The following is a 21,624-nucleotide window of genomic DNA, read 5'->3' as shown; positions in this document are numbered from 1 at the left end:
TGTGCCAAACTGAAACTTATGTATGCATAACCAGTTAAAGTTTAATGAAAAAATCACCATTTCTATCGTATATACAAGAATATATGCTTGGACGGCACTATGCCCTTCGTACAACGGAGGCGTACATTTATTGGATTCACCAATACATTCTTTATCATGATAAAAAGCACCCAAAGAGCTTAACTTCCAGGCATGTAGAAGATTTCCTAACGCACCTGGTTGTTAACAAAAAGTCAGCGAGGAAAACGCAAAGTCTAGCTCTCAATGCATTAGTCTTTTTATACAAAGAAATTATTCAAGAACCCATAGAGCTTGATATGCAGTTTCGGCGCTCAGATAAATCAAGAAAATTGCCAACAGTCATGACTCCAGAAGAGATTGGAAGGCTATTCAATCACTGTTAACCTAACTACAAATTACCTTATCAATTAATGTATGGGTCAGGGTTGCGTTTGATGGAGTGTCTACGCCTACGTATACAAGATATCGATTATGCATATAAATCTGTACGTGTATGGCAAGGGAAAGGAGGTAAAAACCGTATAGTGACAATAGCACCAGAGCTTTTCCCCGCTATCAAACAACAGCAACAGAGATCCGCGAGTTACTATCATCAAGACATGAATGACACAGTTTTCTCTGGTGTATACATACCTGAAGCACTCGCTAGAAAATACCCGAGCGCAGAAAGGAGCCTAAATTGGCAATTCCTCTTTCCCTCTAGTCGTTTGTCGCCAGATTTACAAACAGGCGAGCTACGTAGACACCATATTCACCCAACAGCGCTTCAAAAACACATTAAGGTAGCAGGCCAAAAAGCCAACATTGAGAAAAACATCTCGTGTCATACTTTAAGGCACTCATTCGCTACGCACCTTCTTCAAAGCGGAGCGGATATCAGAACCGTTCAAGAACAACTTGGGCACACCGATTTGAAGGCAACGCAAATCTATACTCACATCATTGATAGAGGCGCCAATGGCGTTGTTAGCCCACTATCAAGAATATTCGTGAATTAACGATAAATGAAATTCGGATTCCGAATTCTGAACTGACTTCATATTCACGAAACAAGGCACTATCACCTGCTCTTAGGGCTGAGGCCTCTAGTCACTCCAAAAGCTCACTAACAATTTATGTGTGTGTTTTTCTCTGCAGCAATGCCTTCGTATCACCTCTTATTGTTACGCCACCATTGCCTATTTACAACTTTCATGGCGCTCACAACGCCCTAACACGCACAATAACGGGATGCCTAACAAACACATTATTAAACAGCGGCTTGCAGGTTTCCTACTCTCTACTTCGAGCTTTCGAAAAGAGATATTTCACAATTTTCATCAATAACAGTGTTCGAAAAAGAACATATGTCTCAAAAACATACACACCATCAATATGAACAAGACTGCATGGTAAACTGCTTTTATAAAAAAGCAGGAATAAAGAATGATTACTAAGGATAGAGATTCAAAAATCAACAACAGTATTCAACAGAAAGCTGGCGCAAAAGTAGAGCAAGATGTCGCGTTTTACTTACGCAGAGAGTTTGGAGATGCAAGTGACGTCTTCATTATCAATGACTTACGCATACAGTTTAAAAATGAAACTGCTCAGATCGATCACTTAGTCCTTTATAACAAAGGATTTATCATTATTGAGTCAAAATCGATTCGTGGTGAGGTTAAGGTCAACAATCAACTCGAATGGAGCCGAACAGTAAGAGGGAAGTGGACAGGAATGCCCTCGCCTATCGAGCAAGCTAAGTTACAAACCAAACTATTGAAAGCACTTTTAAATGACAACGCTAAGTCGTTACTAGACCGGATTGCATTTTTACAAGGGTACTTTGGTGGTCGCTGTTGGGATCAACTCTGTGCCGCGTCCAATGACGCTCTAATCGATCGAACGTCTATCCCTAAAGATATATCGAAGAAGCTCATTAAAGCTGAATCTATTGGTAGCTGCGCTAAGAGTCTCATCAAAAAGCACCGCGTAGGTTCAATACTAAATCCGAATCCTACGTTTAATCGTGATGAACTGTACCGCCTAGTTCACTTTCTAAACGAACAACATGTGCCTACGTCTTCTCCGGCTCCCAAAGTACATATCGAAGAATTGAGCAAAACTGAAAAGGTAGACTTGGTTCCAGCTCAAGAAACAGTTGAAGAAGCTAAAGTTCCACAAATAAGGCATGGTTTTAATTGTAAGAAGTGTCAAAGCCCGCAGACCGAGCCGAGGTATGGAAAGTATGGGTATTACGTCTACTGCCCACAATGTAAGGTGAATACTGCAATGCGTATTAGTTGCCATTCTTGCCAATCTAATTCAGCTAAAGTCAGCAAGAAAAAGAACACGTACTCAATTGCATGCTCTTGTGGTGAAGGAACTCAAGTCGTATTTCCATAACCCAATTATTCGGAATCCGAATTACAACGCAATTTAGAACGATGCGGACTCAAATTCGGATTCCGAATTCTTCCAAAACTAAACACCTGACAAAAATCATTTCTGGCCACTTTTCGGCATAACCTCAACAGGTGGTACTTGGTGCCAAACAATGTCACTTGTGCCTGTATAGATTTTTGTCGTTTTAGCGTTCGCATGCGCCATTCGCTCGGTAGCGCTCTGCCCTTGCTGTTCAATCATTCGAGCAGCCAGCCCTCTAATTTCATGATAGGTCGGCCTTAACGATTTCTTTAGGTGACTATAAAGCCCTAAAGAATCTCGAACCTTACTAAACTCTTTACTTATATTGTGATGATGTACTTGGTACAGATGGTCCGTCTCTTTTGAAATACCACGTTGCTGCTGTTTGGGTTTACGGTGAACGATATAAGGACAAATCAATCTCGATGTTTTAGAAAGGTCTACAATGTCTTTGATCGTCTGAGTAACGGGAATAGCGACAGTGGAAGCATCGGACTTTTTCACCTTCTCTCGGTGAACATAAAGCATTCCATACACTGCATGCCCATCCACATACTCCACCTCTTTGTCAGGGTTCCAAAGAATCCCACAAACACCTTCCCGTGGTTTGTATATACGATAACGAAGCCTATAGATCTCCCTCACAGCATGAGTCGTCTCAAGAGTTAGGCTCATTGCAACCTTAAGAAACAGTGGTGCTGCATCGTAGACCTTTTGGTAGTTTTCGATATCTAGGTCGTGGCGAGCTTTTGTGTAATCTTCTCTGGTCAATCGACGCTGTTTTTTATTGAGAACAAAATTACTCTCAATAGCGCTTTCATCGGCAAGGTAGGAAAATACCTTTTTAAGGTTACTGATCTTATTGTTGAGCTGACGATTACTTAACTCTGAATAGTATTTCGAAAGGAACTCATTGATGTGCTGTAACTTGATCGATTTGGTTGGCAACCGCCCCATGAACTCATCAAGGCGGTAACAGTCCCTCTCCAAATTTCGATAAACGTCTTTGGAAAGCCGTTCTTCTTTCTTCACTCGAGACAACACTAATGGAAGCCACTCTTTTAAAGGCCGATTAAATTTGTCCTTTCGGCCTTTAGAGACAGCTTTGCGAAATGGGGTCATCTCAGAAAGGGAAAACGCGCTTCCTAGCTCAGGACGATATTGCAAGTTGTAAACATGCGCAGCTTGTATCGCTTCTTGCTCTACAGTCCCGATAGGAAATAGCTTCTTCACACCATCTACGGTCGTAAACCGAAATCGAGATTGACCCCTATGGCTCATTTTCACCAAGAATGGAGGGTAATGAGCCGTTTCTTTGCTTCTAGCTCTACCAACCATTTATGACTCCAAGAATCTTAGAAGTTCACTCACCCTGTCTGCAGGGTTCACTATCTCGTCGTCAACACAGACTAAATATCGGCCCGTTGGCGTTCTAGTACCCTCAAGCTTGCCGTGTTTAATCCAGTTTATGATGGTGGTATTGCATATCCCTGAATCAGGGTAAAACTCATCAATAAATTGTCTAGGTCTGATTTTACGCGTCGCCATGTCGTTCTCCTTACCTTTCTCACTACATGAAAATTTAGATTTTTCATCTACTGGTAGAAAAACTATGCACGATTTTTTCAGTGACATTCTATTTGCGCAGCAATTAACGAAAAGGATTCCCGAAGCGTAAAACAATTCAACGAATCGATTTCAAGCCCACTTTAGGGTGGACTAATACAGTAGTACCAAGTTGCTAATCCATTGATTTTATTTGACTATTTCATTGGCCTTTTTAACCGTTTTTTAGGCCAATTAGAGCTTAACCACCAGCTCTAAATACATGAAATTCATATAAATCAATATCATACAGCTAAGATCACTACCAACATCGGGGTTTCACCGTTTTTGAGCCCTCAAAAACGTCGTAAACATGTTATCGAATCCAAACTAAAGATACCTACCCACGCGCTCTACTTCTTTCAAAGCAATACCATCGGCTGCTATACCAACAGGAGCTGAACCTAGTGAATACCACTTAACATCATCAGCCTCTTGAGCGGTGATATCTCCTTCCCAGTCACTCACGATAAAATAATGAATCAACTGAAGTTCCTTCGTAGGATGGTAAAGCGAACACAAGTATTGGTAATCAATCGGAACAACATTAAGCTCTTCATCGAGCTCACGAAATAGTGTCTGAACTTGGTTTTCACCGTGTTCAATATGACCGCCAGGTAGAGTGATTAAGCCGGGATCGGTCTCCTTAGACTCACTACGCTTTTCTAGCAATACTTGTGATTCGTTCAGCAAGATAAAAGAGACACACTCATATACATCCATCGGGGGTTCCTTAGGCCATAGTTTATATATTTAGACTTTCTTTACGACAACAGAGCCCGCAATGAAGTCGTGAATCGCTCTGCGTTTGTGATTAAACAACATAGAGATGAACTCTAAAAGAACCCAGCCAATCATTGCGTAACCAACAAAAATAAAGGCTCGGCCTTGCTCTAAGCTTTCCCAGGTTTGGCCGTAGAACGACAGTTGTGTATAAGCATGATTGGGACAATATCTCTCATACAAGACTGTTTGAGGGTTAGGTTTCGACTTTCAGATACATCGACCACTTTTACTCTCGTGACCATCTTACCAATCGTTTGTCCATATTTGGCATGCATACCAACGTAGTAAGTGATCCCTATTAGTGAATTCACAATTCCCCAAGCAAAAACACCACCTGAACTAATCACGCCAGAAAGCACGTAATCGTCTATCCATTCCAATGGCAAAAATACGATTGAATCTATCCAGATAGCAAAGAAGCGTCTCCAAAAATTTGAATACTTATTGGCGTACATTCTTGTTCCTCACGCACTTATCGATAACGAAAGAGAGAAACTACAACACATCAGTTTTTTAAACATTAAACTCGTAACGATTTATAAAACAAATGTGATTCGGTATGCATATCCCCTTCATTCATCCATTGACTCGCCGATTCACTTACTCTCGAATCAGCTCTTTGCTCAGCCTTTCATACAATTCAAAAGCTTCTGTTTTAGATATCAAATTTCCTAGAGCGTATTGATAAGCTAGCTCAATATCGTCGCTTTGATTGGGGTAATAGCGCTTGGCGACTGCAGCGCACTGGCTCAGATTGGTGTACCAACTGCCGTCTTTCTCAGCCACAAAGTAATACGCCGCTCGAACTAGCTTCTTGCCAATCACCTTGGCGACATCCGTATCAGCCATTGTTTTAAAACTCGGGATCATTTGCTTAAGAAAAGTTGATAGATCGCCATTAAGAGCTTGGGCTATTTCATTATTGGGCTTATATCGAGAAAATTTTATAGATAAATCATTTCCCCAAATACAACAGCAACAATGCTTGAGCCAAAACTGCCAATGGAATTCTTCGTTGGGCTGCAGAACCTCTGAGAGAGACCCTGGATCAATATCAAGCTTAATCACTTGAGGATAGGTTTGGAGTATGGTGTCGGAAAGTAGATTAAATACTTCCTTTTCTCTCTGACCAACAGGCGTAGCGAGTACTATAGAAACATCCAAATCAGAGCGACCAACAATGGCTGTTCCTCTAGGCACGCTTCCATACAAGTAGATACCATCAACTTGACCTGGAAGTTCTCTTAGCAGCGAATCAACGACTGCTGACACCACTTCTTGAAATTCAGGCGCAATGTTCTTTGGCGAATAAAGATTTTGAATGAACCCGTCTTTATCGAGCCCTCTATCTAGCTTCTGTATGCCACTTTCCATCACTAAGCCTTTTTCCAATCAGAACGTAGAACCGCCAACACAACTGTATCCCACCATTGACCTTTGAAGAATCGATGATCTTTAAAACACACTTCTTGCCTCATTCCGAGCACCTGACACAATTTAATCGCAGCCAAGTTTCTGCTGATGGTTTCCGCGTAAATACGGTGTATGCCTAACTCTGAGAAACCAAAATCAGCGAGGGCTTCAGAAGCTTCTATAGAAAGCCCTTTTCCCTGAATTTCCCTTGAGAAAGCACAGCCCATCGAAGCTTGTCGTTCGCCCTCAAGGCGCAAACAAACGGTTCCAATAAACTTCCCCGAGTCTTTGCTTTCAACCACTAATTGAAAAAATCGGCGCGGAACTTCCAAAGCCTGTGCAACAAACAACTGGGTTAACTCTCGATATTTGTTAGGTTCACAATCACTTTCATCATAGAAACGCTGATACTTTACGTCTTGAGACATCGCAACAAACGCACACTCGTCTTCGAGACTCATATCTCGAAGAATCAATCTGTCAGTTTCCAGCTTAAACATCAAAGTTCCTTTTTATCTTATAGCCTTGAAGGGAAAAGTCGCGGAGGTGTTTACTCGTATACTTTCCCGTTATGCTTTAACCAACCATGAATGTGATGATTACGAGGGTCTTTGTGTGTCCAGTGCATGACGCCACCTTTCTTGTTCCATTCATATTCACCATAAAATTCAACTCGATCGCCTTTTGCCAGCCCCTGAACACGAGGCGCTAAGTCAATATTATGAGCGACTAACAAGGTTTGTCCGCTATCTAGTCGCAAAATGAATTTCTGATGTCGAGATCCTTTATTATCATCAGGAAGTACTCGATACACCGTACCCAAGCCTCGTACCTGAACGTCGCTTTGGTGATTTTCGTAAGCTTGCTTAAGTCGCGTATCATTCGCTTGAACATGACTGATACCGAAGCTAAGCAGCACCAAAAGTAGAGCGCAAAATTGTTTCATTCCTTTCATTTCCCATATCTGTATGTTGATTTGGGATACTGACTGGGCATCCCATCTTTTAACGATGCTTATATTGAGCTGGACAATAACCTCTCGAAACGTCCGAACTGCGCAGTTTTACATGCTTGGTCGAGCGCCCAGAAACACGTGAGCGCCACAGCTTAAAACTGCCAAGCTTGAGATGGCTACGCATAAAACGAATCACTTGCGATTCATTCAAACCAAATTGGTGCTCTATTGCCTCAAATGGCGTTCGGTCTTCCCACGCCATTTCAATAATTCTTGATTCATTCTCTTTAGATAACATCATGCATACTCTTCCTTTATAAACTGGGAGAAATACGCTCGTCTTAGATTTAAAGATCACAGGGTGACCACTTTGAACTCCACGACTTATAAAGTTCGATAAAACAACAGGCTAGCAGCGAGGCAATCATGGGGTTAAATAAGCTTGTGCGAATTCTCTAAGCACTCTCGCATTGTTGTGGTATTTGCTATCCCCGCACTTTATGCCATCCACTCTGATGTCCGGGCTGGAATAAGCAGGTATAACATCTCTCTCATAAGACATCACACTCCCTCTGTCAGCACAAATTGCGCCGAAGGAATATTGAGGCGCTCTTGGATACGTTCCAGAAATGTAACTTTCGATACTATCAAAATCTTTCAATAACGTTTTATAGTCATGATTAGCACCACTTAAATGGCCAATTTCATGCTCCATTAAGTAATCAGGGCAGTTTACCGCTAAAGAAAAAAAGTAGGATACTGAAGATGACATACCACAATAATCAGACTCAAAGCTAAAATTATAATTAGAAAATACTATCCCAGTAAAAATGGGGACGCCGTCTTCTGTTGTTTCTGGAATCGGCTCATCCATCGAGAGTTTTAATAACCTCTCTGCTGCGCCCAAATCTTGAAACCAAAGGCTGTCGATTTCTGGCGTATAAGTCACCTTGGTAACTTTTCTCGTCATAGGGATGCAGGAGTTCTTCAATACCAGATTCGAATAGCTTTCCCATGTCGCTATCTTAGAGGCTATAAATGCTTTGGAATATTCGGCTAACACCGATTCATCAACATAAAGGTGTATTTCTGTATTCAAAACCTCGCTCTGTGCACAAGTAGGAAACTCGATGCTTTGAGCATTGGAGAGTCGACTATTGCTCAACACTATAATCAAAACACAACCAACTAACTGGATAAGCCTTCTAAAAGAACCCTCACTGACTCGTGTATTCATTTCCACCCTCTCCCTATATTCAAAACCACAAAAAGCATCATAAATGCCGTAACTTAAGATTCATATAGATAACTATTACACATATAAGCGCTGGTCTCTCAAAGTAACCGGCTCTATCGATGTTTTTCAGAAAACAAAAAGCTCGCCATACAATGACGAGCCTTATTGATTATGGGGGCTTAACGGTTATAAGACCCTGGCATTAACAGGGCCCAAATACAAAGAAACCTAAAGTATTAAGACACCTGATCGCGCAAAGCCAATTCAACGTTTTTCAACACTTTGAACTCTTCTCGAGTACAACCGCGCGCCACGGAAACCCAATGGTCGCCAGTTTCATCGGCTCCTTTAAACTCTGCACGCAACTCATATCTTCGCCATGTAACAAACGCCAAGATAAAGGTCAGCGCGAGCATCGGTAAACCGAACTGAGGAACAAATGCCCAAGTCGCAGCCGAGAGGACTAAAGCCAACGAAACGATATTGATTGCGTTTTCTTTAAGACCCAATTGACGAATTTCTAACTGTTTGATTTTACGTAAGCTATACACATCTTTCTTAACTCGGAGTTCGTTAGAGCTCACCAGAAAATCTGATGCTTTGTATGACCTACGAAGTCGCACTAAATTCGCTAACCTGTTGCGTGTTTGATTCTTTGTCATCGCCTTTCTCCATGTTATTAAAGGTTAGTAAAAACTAATATAATCATGAAGTTAATGAACGAGCACTTATTTTATAAATCAAACTAATATTAAAATCAAGCTTATGCAATTAATAACACTTATAACAACATCGTCTTACATGTTAAATTTCAATAAAAAGAAGGTTTATTAAGGAATCTACTCATCATAAATCGGTGTACTTTAGTTAAGTTAGATATAGGCCGATAGTGATTCCGATAATCGACCGAACATACTAAACGGCAGGCATGGTTCACCCTGCTTTGTAACTACTTATTTCAAAGAGATTTTTGCAATGAATCTCGCGCTCTAGGAATGCTGAACCACGGTCACATAACGCTCCATCTTCCATAATCAGAACAACCACCCTCCCTCTTGATCATTGATTTTTTGAATACCAAAATCATTCAATTGAACATATCAACATAGCTTGTTGATTAAGCAATTGATCTCATAATAAAGAGACTGTACGCTTACATTATGCACACGGTTACCTAATGGAGATCACGATGAATGAACTACTGACATGCGCTATGGAACAGAAACAACGAACAACAGTGACGAGTTTATTCGCAAGAAATGGATTCAAGATCGCGGCTACTGACTTTGATGATGTGACTTTCGAACGAGAGAGTGTATTGGTCAATGTTCGTTTTGATGCGTCTTCAAACGTTGAATCGATCTCGGTAGTGAAGAACTAAATATTAGATTCAATTACTTAGATGGTGGGCTTAGATAATATAGCTCACCGTTTATTGATTGGAGCTAAAAGAATGACTCTGCACTTCACCTGCTTCCGCCTTCTCGTGATAAGCGCTACTTATTATTCATATTCAAACCACTAGTTAGCCAATTGTAAACATCGCAAATACTATACCTCTATCAACGGAAAGTTATCGATAAGCCATCATTGAAAGATAATGCTTGTCACATAGTTAGGATACTTTTTTCTAAAGTAGAGAGTAGTTTCAAAATGAAAAGAACAGCTTTATTTGCCACTTTAATTGCGGCGTTACTGACCGGATGCAACAGCTCAAATGATTCTAATTCGATTGATGGTTCAACACCTCATAACCCTGAGAAACCCATATTACCACCTGAAGGCGGCGATGGCTCTGCGGGCGATCAAACCAATCCTGATGAAGATACCGACTTAAATCCATCTAGAGACGCGTTAATAGTTGAAGCTGCCCAACGCTGGGGAACAAGTTACGACGAGATGTACAATGCGTGTCAACTTTGGACCTGCAACCTTGCGGACATACAAGAAAGAATCACATTTACTATAGAGCGTGAAACACAATTATTGGAAGGTTCAGCTAAAGTGACCTTCACTCTTTCTCATAACAACGCTGACTTATGGCCTACTTACGTATTTTACAGTGATTTAATTGGAAATACCGAAATCGAAATTGAACACTCTTCATCAAGTTTTCATTATATAGATGACGATAAAATCGTAAGTGAAGGCTCTACACTATTAGGTTGGAAGACTGGATTTGGCAGTTGGGCTACTCAAAACCCACGAAATTGTATCGACGCTTATTGTGCTGAATTCAAGATCTCTTGGTTAGAAACAGGCACCTACTCAAGCGCAATGGCTGTATACCGAGAAAATGGAGAAGTCATCAAGACTCAACGTGGCTACCTTAGCCAAGATGAGCTAAGAGCGCTCCACCCTGTTTTTAGTCCGACATTCCCTGACCACTATTAACGTTAGTCTATCCATCGCAATAAATCCCCCTTCGCAATAAGTGTATCTATTACAATAAATACAGTCTAAATATCGTGAAAAGTGAACAAGGAGTATTGTTATAATGCTCCTTGCTCATAAAATTCCGCAGTAACATGCCAATTAGATTTTCATAATTACTGACTAGTCAATCATTAGAACGCTCTGTTTTGTCGTCGGATTCGCAATTCCATCAACTTGGCTTATATTTGTAGGTAACCTTTAAACAAAAATTGAAGTGGTGTTTATGTTCCTAACTCGGTTGATTTATGTCAGCACGCTTTGTGAAAGTTGCGATTCTAAAGCTTTGGACGATATTTTGGATATTTCCCGTGACCACAATAAGCAAAGCCATCTAACGGGGCTCCTGAGCCATAATCAAAAGTACTTTCTTCAGTGTATTGAAGGTTCAAGAGATGCGGTCAATAATACCTATAATCACATTCTCAATGACCCACGCCACAGCAACGTGACGATTCTTTATTACAAAGAAATTGATAGCCGACAGTTTGGTGATTGGTCTATGGGTGACATTCCACAATCTAGTTTGACCGCATTATTGAATTTACAGTTTTCAACCTCTGATCAATTTAATCCATATGAAATGTCTGGGGAAAGTGCGTATCAAATGTTGTTAGAACTGAAACAGAATCTGCCTTCTGAGTGATCCCTCTTAATATGGGCTTACTAATAATCAAGCCCATATTTTACGGGACCCGCTATAAATCAATGCGGAGTAGCTGGTAAGGTTCATGTTCTTCTTACGCACCTCAAACAAACATGGTCCATTAAGGAAGCTTAGACTGAATCTCAGACAAAACCTCATCTAACCCCTCACCTAGGGCTTCAACAAGTGCTTCATAACCTGCTTCTTTCAAGGGTACTTTGGATTCGAAGTCGGCACGCGCAAGTACTGTATCTTGGTCGCTCAATACCCACGTTCCTTTCACTTCTGCGTTTCCGGTATAAGAACCATTAAACTGTTCAAAAGTGAGTGTTAATTCTTTATCTTCCGCGCCAGCAGCATTAGAACTGTTTACCCGCTCTTCAAGCAACCCTTCAAGGTTCTCAGCCCAAACGTGTTTACGCGCAGATACCAATTCATTTTCAGACTTGCGATAAGCTATTCCTATCGTGTCGAGGTAATCCGGCAAATCAACACTAGTTTTGACCTTAAAGATGGGCTTATCCAATGCACTTTCAGGCAAGAGGTACGCGTTAGTACCATCAGTAGGCGCAGCGCACCCCAAAAGCCCGAATGACACAACCAGTGATATAAATAGCTTTCTCATTATTCCACTCCCTTAACTGGAATCGGGTCTTCTTCTACTTCGCTACCGAACACTAACGCATTCGGTTTGTCATTCAGCACTTTAATCAGTGGGCGAAGCTCTTTTAACACATGTTCTAACTCTTCAGATGCACTGATCAATTGCTTGTAAGCGTCGGAGTCATCATCGTAACTTTCTAATGTCGCCTCAAGTTGCTTCATGGTTTCGCTCAGATCTTGAGGCAACGCTTTTGCGCCTTCGCTGTCCAGTAATTCATCCATACTCTTTAAGGTAGTGTCTAAAGAGGCAAGTGAGCCATTTAAGTTAGCAATAGTCGCATCCAACGGAAGCTCATTAATCTTGGTTAGGAAATCAGTTATCTGCTTCTGAGTCTCGGTGAAGCCACCTGGCACAACGGGGAATACAGGATAACCATCAAACTCTCTCGGCTCGTAAGGGTCTTCGTCTTCATAGAAGTTAATATCGACAAACAATGCGCCCGTGAGCAAGTTACCCGTCTTCAAAGTCGCTCTGAGCCCATCTCCCATTTGAAGATCGACTCGTTTGGCAAAGCTATCCTCGTTCAATCCTTTAAACACTTCGGAAACACGCTCTATTTCTAGTTTAATTAGGATTGGAATACGATTCGATACTTTGCCATCTTTATCCATACGAATCTGAAGCGGCACCGTATCCACCGTACCTATCCGGACACCACGATATTCGACAGGTGCACCTTTCTTTAGACCTCGAACCGATTCTTCGAACAGCAACACGTAGTCAATTGAAGTGGTGTATTTGCCTTGTACTACCGCATCGTAGTTGTCGTAAAGCGTGTACTCGTGCAAGTTTTCTTTGATTTGTAGCCCCGGTTTAATGCTCTCCGCGACATCAAAACTCACACCGCCAGTCAATATGCTCTCTATCGATGCGAAGTTAACGTCTAAGCCATTCGCACCAAACCTCACATCAATTCCAGAAGATAACCAGAACTGAGTCTTTTCGAAAATCAGCCCATCATAAGGCGCAAATATAAACAGTTGGTATTTGCCCTCTTTCTTTTGATAATCGAAACTCGTTTTTTCAACACGACCTACAACAAAACCATGGTGCAACACAGGCTCGCCAACATTGAGTTGATTCGCCTTGTTGTGTGAAACAACCACCCGTATTCCTTTGGTATCTGGCCCTGCGACCGGAGGCGTTTCTAGCACATCGAACTTCAATTTAGACTCACTCGATTTACCCGGCTTTAATTCGATATACGAACCCGACAAAATGGTTTCTAACCCGCTAATACCATCGGTACCAATATGGGGCTCAACCACCCAGAATTGAGTTTCCGTATTGATCATGCGAGAGGCTTTTTTATCTATCTGAGCTTTCGCTATGATGTATTCATAGTTTTCACTTAGCGCCACATCGGTGATGGTTCCGACATGGACATTTTTAGACTTAATCGCTGTTTTTCCCGCTTCAATGCCCGAGGCATCAGGTAAGATCAGGGTTATCTCCGGGCCACGGTTATTGAAGTACTGAAACAACATCCAACACCCAACCAACACTGCGATAATCGGCACTATCCAAACAGGTGAAATCTCATTCTTTATCGATACTTCCGCATCTGAAACGTTTTGTTTATCCATATGTCCCACACCTCTTAGGGGAGATTACTTCCATATAATTCGAGAATCGAAAATCATCGCTGACAACATAGTGAAGATGACGACCGACGCGAAAGACAACGCAGCTGGGCCAGGGTAAATGGCCATGATCCCGTCGAGTTGAACCAAGGCAACCAAAATAGCGACAACGAAAATATCTATCATCGACCAACGGCCAATGAACTCAGTGATACGATATATTTTGAGGAAACGATTTGCCTCATGCGGTGGAAGCCCTTCAACCCTTTTAGCGTTCCAATACAAATAAGCCAGGGCGACCATTTTGGCCATTGGGATACACACACTTGCAAGAAGAATAACCATAGCTACAGGGTATGAGCCCATATCCCACAATATGATCACCCCCTCTATGATGGTTGAGCCTTCACTCGCCCCGAACGCAGACGTATACATCATTGGGTATAGGTTTGCCGGGATATAGAAAATGATAGATGTGAATAATAGAGCCCACACTATCTGAAGGTTTTTGGTTGGATTAAATCGATGCAGATGAACATGACAACGAGAACATTGAGTCAGATTTTCATCATAGAGATGGACTTGCCCACAGACATGGCAGACCAAATGATCATGTTTTTGAAAAAGGCTACCAGTGACGGTTCCATTCAACGGTTTTAGTGGTATTAACTGATCCCAAATCCAATCAAAATCGACTAATGACATCGTCTTAACCACTAACATGGCGTAGATGCCAAATGCCCAAAAAGAGATGCCCATCGAGACATCGGCAAGAGCAGAAATTTTAATCAAACTGACAAGCACACCAATCAAAAATACATCGACCATCAACCATGGTTTAACCCAGCTCAATGTTTTTAATACAAAGATAGCTAAACGGCTTGGCGCGTTTGAGCGCTTTGATTTCCTTTCTGTTAATGCATAAAACCAGAACACACTAATAAGAAAATAAGCAGGAAGGAAAATAACAGCGAGAAACAATAGCGCGGCAATCGAAGTGTTATCGAGTCGATTCATCATTTCGACGGCTTGATACAGGGTTATTTGTTGACTGATACCTTGCACGCTAAAAGACATATAGGGGAAGATCAAGCTCATCACCAGCGTTATCAAACTGGCCGATGCGTAAGCCATCACACCCTGCCCTTTGCTAGCTCCAATACTGCATAAAGTATGTTTACAGCGAGGGCACGATGCCTCACTTCCCGAAGCTAATTCACGGAACTGGCTGACTAACCCACACTCGATGCATGATTTGGTACAAAGATCAGACAATAACTAAACCCCTTAGCGTTTGATAAGCAACTAGACACTAAGACTAACTATAAGTAAGGGTTTGATTTTTCGCCAATATCCACACAATTAAACGAACACAATAAGGTAGAAATGAGAGGTGGGGAGATAGAAGATGAAATTGCCGATTGACCATCTCACCTTAGTTGCCTTAGTTGACGGGTTCTTTTGCTAAAAGCCTCACATCAACTAAAAGAAGCTCTGCTTAAGCTTATCTTCCAACGCTTGAATACACAGCTTGATAGCGATAGGCGTATTTGAAGCGAATGGGTTTAGCGCATAAACCGTGTTGGTCGGTAGTTGGAATGCTGGCATCATGTCGACCACCTCACCGGATAGCTGATGAAGGTAAAAGTCTGGAATAGCCCCGATACCAACGCCAGATTTGATCAAGGCGAGACAACTGTGAAAGGAGTTCGTAATGCAGCTGGCTGGCTGTTGGTAAATAAAGTCTTGTTCATTTTGCGAACTAAAGTGATGAGTCACCTGTTTTCCCTGCCAGGAATTTGCAATGTAGGGAATAGCGTCTAGTTCACGAGATCGCATGCTTTCAACTCCACATAACACGTCTTTAAATTCACCCAAGCGTTTCTGTTTGAGGTTACTGTCACGAGAACTGCCCACTCGTACTGCGAGATCAATATCGTGTTCCATGAAGTCTAAATGCTGATCATCGCTTATCAGTTCTGGTTTTAGCTTCGGATATTGCTTCATCAGATCTGCAATGACGGGTACGACGAGCAAGTCCATCAGAGCATTTGACGCCGTAATACGAATCCGACCTTGTGGCTCTTCTAGCTCAGCTTTTGCCATATCCCAAGCCGATTCAGCGATCACGTTAATGTCTTTGCAACTCAAATAAAAACGCTCACCCATACTGGTTAGGGTTTGTCTTCGTGTTGTGCGCTTAAGAAGAGAAGCGCCTAGCTCTTGTTCTAAGATTTTGAGGTGCTGACTGACGACAGATTTAGACAGCTCAAGCTTTTCAGCCGCAGCCGAGACTGAACCCTGCTCTACGATATGAGCGAAAATCGACATCTGCTTTAGCTTACTCATCTTATTGTTCTCTTTTTACAAACAGTATTTTCTATTATCTCTGTTTTTCAAATCAATTTCCAAGACTAAACTCAATTCAACTTATCGAGATAGCAAATCAAAAAGACAGTGTTCGAAACAAGACTGTTATGGAGAAAGACAATGTTAGACAACCAAATTTTAGAAGCATGTAAACAAGGCATTAACGCGTGGCAAAAAGCTTTCAACAGCCAAGATGCGAAAGGCTGTGCAGATCAATATACTGAAAGCTGTGTAATGGAAGCGCGTCCATTTGGTACTTTTGAAGGACGTGAAGCAATACAAGCGTTTTGGCAAAACATCATCGACCAAGGCTTCAAAGACGTTGATTACACCGATGTTAAGTGGGAAGATCACCCAGAAGGCGGCTACATTCTTACCGCTAGCTGGACAATGAACAAAGCGTTTGGTGTTGTACATCGTGAGCACTGGGCACTAGAAGCGGATGGTTGCGCTCGTTTAGTCAGCGATGATTTTGAAGTTCAAGGCGAACGCTAGAGCTGTAATTAAAAGCTAGAAGCTCAAAAATAGAAACAGAAAACAAAAAGCCAGCAATCCAAATGGACTGCTGGCTTTTTAATGTTCACTCTGTCGCCATTTTCACTTAATTTGAAGGTGATTCAGTGACTCTACACAATCACTCAACACGCTCATCATTTCAAATCAAAATGTCTGGTAAGACAGAGCAAATACAAGTCAAAGTTACAGTGCTGCTTTCTTTGCTTCTGTAATCCAACCATCGAACGTGCTTTGGTTCGCTTTAATCCAACCGTTTACGTGCGCTTCGATATCTGCAGAGCTGTTTTTTCCTTTACTCATCATCATGTTCTGAGCACTTACATCATTGATGTTAAGTTTGATGATCTCGAAAAGCTTCGCTGCTGATGGGTTGTTCTTAGCAAACTCTTTGTTCGCAATAATGCGCATTGAGTTCATTTCGAAGCCGTAGTTTTTACCGTTAGATAACGTCGTGTCAACATTCGAACGCTCGCCAGGAAGTGCTGAGAAAGGTACTTCTAACCAAACTACATCTTCGTTAGGCACCAATACGCCACTTACCCAGTAAGGTGTCCACGTGTAGTAAAGAATTGATTCACCCTTTTGGTAACGAGAAATCGTATCTGCAATGATTGCAGCGTAGTTACCTTGGTTGTGAGTTACCGTATCGTCCAGTTTGAACGCTGAAAGTTGATGTTCAATCACCATCTCACAACCCCAACCTGGGTTACAGCCTGTAAGGTCTGCTTTGCCATCACCGTCAGCATCAAACAGCTTCGCGATTTTCGGATCCGTCAGTTGACCAATGTTAGTGATGTTGTATTTTTCAGCCGTTTTCTTATCGATTAGGTAACCTTGAGCGGCACCACTTACATATTGGCCTTCACGGTAGAATTTTTCATCGCCACCCGCCATTTTGTATTTATCAGCGTGTAGTGGGAACCAGCCTACTGTTAGAAACGTCGCGTCACCTTTTGCGATAGAGGTGTAAGCTACGTTGTAGTCCACTTCTTGTGTTGATTTCACATCGTAACCAAGCTCTTCAAGAGCGCGGTTAACAATCAACGTTTGGAATGTTTCTTCCGCTACAGACGATTGAACTGGCTGAACTGATACACCTTCACCCGGTAAGCTTGCTGCCCACACGTTCGTTGATACTGCTAACGTAGAAACAATGCTAACTGCAAGTTTGCTCTTCCATGAATTATTCATTGGTGTTTTTCCTTAATTGTAGTTCTGATTTGTTACCGCGATTTATCGCATTGAGCACAAGAGAAACAGGGCCCATGTGGTACCAGCGTAATTTTGTATTACCTGCATTTACCCCGAGAACTTGGGTAATGCGGTCAAGCAGGATTGCTAGAATAACGATGCCGAGACCACCAACAGCGGCCAGTCCCATATCTAGACGGCCGATACCTCTCAGTACCATTTGACCTAAACCACCTACCGCGATCATTGATGCGATAACCACCATAGATAGCGACAACATCAGTGTTTGGTTCACGCCCGCCATAATGGTTGGTAATGCAAGTGGCAGTTGAATTCGGTAAAGCATCTGCTTTTTGCTTGCACCGAATGAATGACCCGCTTCGATCAAATCTTCCGGTACTTGCTGAATACCTAGGATCGTTAAACGTACCACCGGTGGCAGTGCGAATATAATGGTCACCACCACACCCGGAACGTTACCGATACCAAACAACATTACGATGGGTACTAAGTAAACGAAGGCTGGCGTTGTTTGCATAGCGTCCAGAATTGGGCGAACGAATTTAGCCGCCGTGTTACTTCGGGCGAGCCATATCCCCATGGGTAAACCGATCAACAGGCAGAAGAATACAGATGTCATCACCAGTGAAAGCGTGGTCATCGCTTCAGACCAAGCGCCGATCAAACCAATCATAGTAAGAGATACTGCCGTAGCAACACCCAGTTTCAGGTTTGAAAACTGCCATGCCACCAAGAACAAAATGATGAGCATAAATGGGGCTGGCGTAGACACCAATGCCGTTTCAAATGAACTTAGAATGAAATCGATAGGTACACGAATTGCTTGAAACAATGGTCGTCCGTGTTCAACTAGCCAATTCAATCCAGACTCAACCCAAGTATCAACAGGTAGCACGGCTTCTGCAAAAGGATTAAGAGGATCAAAAGGAATGGTTTCTACGGTTTCACTGCTTAGCCAATCTGCCGATGGTGAAGAGTCAGCGGCTTGACCCCAAGGATCACTTGATGGCTGAGCGGCAGGAGCAGACTGTGACCATGGGTCATTATTTGTTTGTTCAGACGACATGATCTACCCCTTATCCAATGTTTGTAGCAAACGTGACTTAGTTACCACGCCAAAGTAATTGCCTTGCTCATCCACAACAGGAACTGAGTAAGGCACACCACCAACAAGGCCAAGCACGTCATTGATTGGTAAATCAGGGTTCAGCGTTAATCCATCATCGAGCTGCGCGCTCACTAATGATTTGTTCTCTTTGTGAGCTTTGCGAAGGGAGTCAATGGAAACAATGCCGGAGTAAAGACTGCTCTTCTCAACAACGATGCCGTATTCACGGTCGTTATCCATTAGGATTTGCAGAGCAGAAGCTGGGCCGTCGTGTTCTGACTTTTTAAATACCGCAGCCGGTTTCTTACGCGCAATATCTTTCACAGTAAGTACGCTTGCGACATTTACACCACGGAAAAAGGCTTCGACATAGTCGTTCGCTGGGTTGTTAAGAATTTCGTCTGGTGTGCCCACTTGAACCACTTCACCGTTTTGCATAATGGCAATACGGTCACCGATTCTCATCGCTTCATCCAAATCATGGGAGATGAATACAATCGTTCGTTTATCGTCATTTTGAAGACGAATCAGTTCATCTTGCATTTCAGTACGAATCAAAGGATCGAGTGCCGAGAACGCTTCGTCCATTAACAGGATATCTGGGTCACATGCCAAGGCACGCGCTAGACCAACACGTTGTTTCATACCGCCAGACAATTCATCTGGGTACGATTCTGAGTATGCGCCAAGGCCTACGCGCTCTAACGCTTCAAATGCTGACTGTTTTCGTTTATCTACTTCAACACCTGCCAACTCAAGGCCAAATGCAGCATTTTCGATAACTGTCATATGCGGCATCAGTGCGAAATTTTGGAAAACCATGGAGATGTTGTTGCGGCGGACTTCGCGCAGTTCATCTTCTGAGATGTGGGCAATGTCTTTGCCTCGAAGAAGCACATTACCTTTGGTAGGTTCGATTAAGCGGTTAAGAAGGCGTACTAGGGTTGATTTGCCAGATCCTGACAATCCCATAATCACGAAAATCTCGCCTTCTTGAATACTAAGAGAAACATCGTTAACACCGATCGTTAACCCTGTTTCTTCGAAAATTTTGTCTTTATCCGCGCCTTCATTAATCATCGAAAAAGCACGGTCGGTATCTTCACCAAACACCTTGTACAGTCCCTTAACTTCCAGTATGGGATCCATATAATCTAATCCTTTCTTAGCTATTTTAACTTAAAAATGGTTATTTAAGCTCGAAAAACGATTAGCACTCTAAGCAATGTAGAACTGTAAATCAAGGGGTTGCGTTCGGTAACCCTTATCAAAAACAATCATTTCGCCAACCAAAATTAAGTTTCAACACCCAGACGAAAACCACCAAAATACTGATAATAAAGGATATTAAAACGATACAAATGCGTTCGAGATTATCTATCACTTACTGATAGATTATTGAATATTTATTTCACATTAAAACAATTAATGGGTGAAACAGACTAGGATTCAACACAAATACTTCGTGCACAAATAATTCGAATACAAACTATTTATTGTAGTTTTAACGATATCTAAAAACTGGAAATTTGCGCTTTACGGAGAGCAAAACCTCCCCCCTTCTTCTTTATCGATGTAACAAGAAGATCGGTATAGCTTCGGCAAGAACGCAGAGGTATTTACAACCGCTCATTTAAACCAATAGAGGGCCAGAAAGTCACTATATGAAAATAGAAATAGCCGATGGAATAAACCAAGTTTGGCACTGGTCAAATTGATAGAATTATCTTCAGTATCCAAAACATAACGCCAAGTGTGATGCTTACTGCAAACTAATGAGTGTCGATTATCTAAGCCGAAAGACAACTTGTAGAGTCCTCATTGCTGAGCCATTATTTATAGAAGAAATCGACATACTTTCCGCGATTATTAAAGAAAAGGACAAGGCGCTCGAATGATAAAAATGCTGGTGTGTGACTTTGACGGTACACTTGATGGGGGTTCATCTCATGGGGTTAATCAGTTATTTGACTACTTAGCGGAGCAACCTGATATCCGCTTTATCATCGCGACGGGTAGAACTCTGCCCTCAATCCGAGTGGGTTTGGCATCAAATAACTACCCGAAACCACACAGTATTATCAGCGATGTGGGTACCAGAATTCATCACGTTCACTCCCAAAAGCCTGATCATATTTGGCACAACCAATTAGAAGCTTCTTGGAACAAATCAAAGGTAGAGTCAGCACTGGCGCCACTCGATTTCATGGGCGAACGCTTAGAGAGCCATCAGGGTGATTACAAAATCACTTTTGAAGGAAAGCTCTCAGAGCCTCAGCATGAACTGATTGAATCGAGCTTAGAATTACACGGGATAGATGTACACCTCACTTACTCTCACGATTGGTACCTAGATATCACGCCTAAAGGTGTCAATAAGGCCACAGCGATTCATCATCTACTTAAACAACATGAGTTGAGCGTTGAAGAAGTGTGCGTTGCTGGTGACTCTGCCAACGACACCTCTATGCTGACGATAAAGGGCGTAAACTCAATATTAGTGGCTAACCATTATCCTGAGGTCGCTCACTTGTCTGATCGAGACAATGTGTACACTAGCAGAGCAACACACGCTGAAGGTGTTTTAGAAGGACTCAAATACTGGCAATCGCAAACGGTAGCGGGAAGTTAAAACGGGCGTAGTTGAGATACTCTTCGTTACTTCACGT

The 21,624-nt window shown here is 42.2% G+C and carries 23 protein-coding genes and 1 pseudogene; 7 read left to right on the top strand and 17 right to left on the bottom strand.

Going from position 1 to position 21,624, the window contains the following annotated elements; genetic code table 11:
• The first annotated feature begins 44 nt into the window (after positions 1-44).
• Positions 45-1,019 (top strand): annotated as a pseudogene (locus AC3CH4_RS05730) (integron integrase).
• A 427-nt stretch (positions 1,020-1,446) separates the two neighbouring features.
• Complete coding sequence (locus AC3CH4_RS05725) at positions 1,447-2,406, top strand: nuclease-related domain-containing protein (protein ID WP_065608035.1); 960 nt, start codon at positions 1,447-1,449, stop codon at positions 2,404-2,406.
• Between the two features lie 96 nt (positions 2,407-2,502).
• Here AC3CH4_RS05725 and AC3CH4_RS05720 read toward each other — a convergent pair whose 3' ends face one another.
• The 10 genes from AC3CH4_RS05720 to AC3CH4_RS05675 all read right to left on the bottom strand — a co-directional run bounded on the left by AC3CH4_RS05720 (position 2,503) and on the right by AC3CH4_RS05675 (position 9,085).
• Positions 2,503-3,765: a site-specific integrase gene (locus AC3CH4_RS05720; protein WP_102413546.1), complete on the bottom strand. Its 1,263-nt coding sequence runs from the start codon at positions 3,763-3,765 to the stop codon at positions 2,503-2,505.
• Positions 3,766-3,975: a MerR family transcriptional regulator gene (locus AC3CH4_RS05715; protein WP_488543430.1), complete on the bottom strand. Its 210-nt coding sequence runs from the start codon at positions 3,973-3,975 to the stop codon at positions 3,766-3,768.
• 387 nt (positions 3,976-4,362) lie between these two features.
• Positions 4,363-4,755: an NUDIX hydrolase gene (locus AC3CH4_RS05710; protein ID WP_488527073.1), complete on the bottom strand. Its 393-nt coding sequence runs from the start codon at positions 4,753-4,755 to the stop codon at positions 4,363-4,365.
• Positions 4,756-4,925: 170 nt separating this feature from the next.
• Positions 4,926-5,273, bottom strand: coding sequence for an RDD family protein (locus AC3CH4_RS05705; RefSeq protein ID WP_488543429.1), 348 nt, complete (start codon positions 5,271-5,273; stop codon positions 4,926-4,928).
• A 145-nt stretch (positions 5,274-5,418) separates the two neighbouring features.
• On the bottom strand, positions 5,419-6,180 hold the full coding sequence (locus AC3CH4_RS05700) for a nucleotidyltransferase domain-containing protein (RefSeq protein ID WP_171327539.1): 762 nt from the start codon (positions 6,178-6,180) through the stop codon (positions 5,419-5,421).
• Positions 6,181-6,194: 14 nt separating this feature from the next.
• Complete coding sequence (locus tag AC3CH4_RS05695; protein ID WP_488543428.1) at positions 6,195-6,731, bottom strand: GNAT family N-acetyltransferase; 537 nt, start codon at positions 6,729-6,731, stop codon at positions 6,195-6,197.
• Positions 6,732-6,781: 50 nt separating this feature from the next.
• The gene (locus tag AC3CH4_RS05690) at positions 6,782-7,177 is read right to left on the bottom strand and encodes a DUF3465 domain-containing protein (RefSeq protein ID WP_171327494.1); all 396 of its coding nucleotides are present in this window, start codon (positions 7,175-7,177) and stop codon (positions 6,782-6,784) included.
• Positions 7,178-7,235: 58 nt separating this feature from the next.
• The gene (locus tag AC3CH4_RS05685) at positions 7,236-7,487 is read right to left on the bottom strand and encodes a TIGR03643 family protein (protein ID WP_146457372.1); all 252 of its coding nucleotides are present in this window, start codon (positions 7,485-7,487) and stop codon (positions 7,236-7,238) included.
• A gap of 123 nt (positions 7,488-7,610) precedes the next feature.
• A complete protein-coding gene (locus tag AC3CH4_RS05680) occupies positions 7,611-8,423 on the bottom strand; it encodes a hypothetical protein (protein ID WP_146457370.1) in 813 nt (270 codons plus the stop codon).
• A 236-nt stretch (positions 8,424-8,659) separates the two neighbouring features.
• A complete protein-coding gene (locus AC3CH4_RS05675) occupies positions 8,660-9,085 on the bottom strand; it encodes a hypothetical protein (protein ID WP_146457368.1) in 426 nt (141 codons plus the stop codon).
• A gap of 527 nt (positions 9,086-9,612) precedes the next feature.
• Here AC3CH4_RS05675 and AC3CH4_RS05670 point away from each other — a divergent pair.
• The 3 genes from AC3CH4_RS05670 to AC3CH4_RS05660 all read left to right on the top strand — a co-directional run bounded on the left by AC3CH4_RS05670 (position 9,613) and on the right by AC3CH4_RS05660 (position 11,502).
• Positions 9,613-9,804, top strand: a complete 192-nt coding sequence (locus AC3CH4_RS05670; RefSeq protein WP_237290660.1) for a hypothetical protein — start codon at positions 9,613-9,615, stop codon at positions 9,802-9,804.
• A gap of 272 nt (positions 9,805-10,076) precedes the next feature.
• Entirely contained in the window at positions 10,077-10,817 is a 741-nt protein-coding gene (locus AC3CH4_RS05665; protein ID WP_146457366.1) for a lipoprotein, read from the top strand.
• 265 nt (positions 10,818-11,082) lie between these two features.
• Complete coding sequence (locus tag AC3CH4_RS05660) at positions 11,083-11,502, top strand: BLUF domain-containing protein (RefSeq protein ID WP_065205509.1); 420 nt, start codon at positions 11,083-11,085, stop codon at positions 11,500-11,502.
• Positions 11,503-11,623: 121 nt separating this feature from the next.
• Here the strand turns inward: AC3CH4_RS05660 and AC3CH4_RS05655 are convergent, their stop codons facing one another.
• From AC3CH4_RS05655 to AC3CH4_RS05640, 4 genes are all read right to left on the bottom strand, one after another.
• The gene (locus AC3CH4_RS05655; protein ID WP_065205510.1) at positions 11,624-12,127 is read right to left on the bottom strand and encodes a PqiC family protein; all 504 of its coding nucleotides are present in this window, start codon (positions 12,125-12,127) and stop codon (positions 11,624-11,626) included.
• Positions 12,127-13,752 (bottom strand): intermembrane transport protein PqiB, encoded by a 1,626-nt coding sequence (gene pqiB, locus AC3CH4_RS05650; protein ID WP_065205511.1) that lies wholly within the window; start codon positions 13,750-13,752, stop codon positions 12,127-12,129. The genes AC3CH4_RS05655 and pqiB overlap by 1 nt, the downstream gene beginning before the upstream one ends.
• A 24-nt stretch (positions 13,753-13,776) precedes the next feature.
• Entirely contained in the window at positions 13,777-15,024 is a 1,248-nt protein-coding gene (locus AC3CH4_RS05645; protein WP_155758787.1) for a paraquat-inducible protein A, read from the bottom strand.
• A 207-nt stretch (positions 15,025-15,231) separates the two neighbouring features.
• Positions 15,232-16,098 carry a LysR family transcriptional regulator gene (locus AC3CH4_RS05640; RefSeq protein WP_065205513.1) on the bottom strand — a complete coding sequence of 289 codons (867 nt, stop codon included), beginning with the start codon at positions 16,096-16,098 and terminating at the stop codon, positions 15,232-15,234.
• Between the two features lie 141 nt (positions 16,099-16,239).
• Between AC3CH4_RS05640 and AC3CH4_RS05635 the strand changes: the two genes are divergently transcribed.
• On the top strand, positions 16,240-16,614 hold the full coding sequence (locus tag AC3CH4_RS05635) for a YybH family protein (RefSeq protein WP_065205514.1): 375 nt from the start codon (positions 16,240-16,242) through the stop codon (positions 16,612-16,614).
• A 204-nt stretch (positions 16,615-16,818) separates the two neighbouring features.
• On the opposite strand, the gene proX is transcribed toward AC3CH4_RS05635, so the two are convergent.
• From proX to proV, 3 genes are read right to left on the bottom strand one after another with little or no spacing between them, the layout of a single operon-like run.
• A complete protein-coding gene (gene proX, locus AC3CH4_RS05630) occupies positions 16,819-17,826 on the bottom strand; it encodes a glycine betaine/L-proline ABC transporter substrate-binding protein ProX (RefSeq protein ID WP_065205515.1) in 1,008 nt (335 codons plus the stop codon).
• Positions 17,819-18,913, bottom strand: a complete 1,095-nt coding sequence (proW, locus tag AC3CH4_RS05625) for a glycine betaine/L-proline ABC transporter permease ProW (protein ID WP_065205516.1) — start codon at positions 18,911-18,913, stop codon at positions 17,819-17,821. Before proW ends, proX begins: the two co-directional genes overlap by 8 nt.
• 3 nt (positions 18,914-18,916) lie before the next feature.
• On the bottom strand, positions 18,917-20,104 hold the full coding sequence (gene proV, locus AC3CH4_RS05620) for a glycine betaine/L-proline ABC transporter ATP-binding protein ProV (RefSeq protein WP_017079026.1): 1,188 nt from the start codon (positions 20,102-20,104) through the stop codon (positions 18,917-18,919).
• Positions 20,105-20,849: 745 nt separating this feature from the next.
• Between proV and AC3CH4_RS05615 the strand changes: the two genes are divergently transcribed.
• Positions 20,850-21,587: an HAD-IIB family hydrolase gene (locus AC3CH4_RS05615; RefSeq protein ID WP_054546626.1), complete on the top strand. Its 738-nt coding sequence runs from the start codon at positions 20,850-20,852 to the stop codon at positions 21,585-21,587.
• Positions 21,588-21,624: the final 37 nt, after the last annotated feature.

It is taken from the genome of Vibrio sp. QJM3NY_26, assembly GCF_057786005.1.
This window is presented reverse-complemented; position numbering and strand designations above follow the sequence as displayed.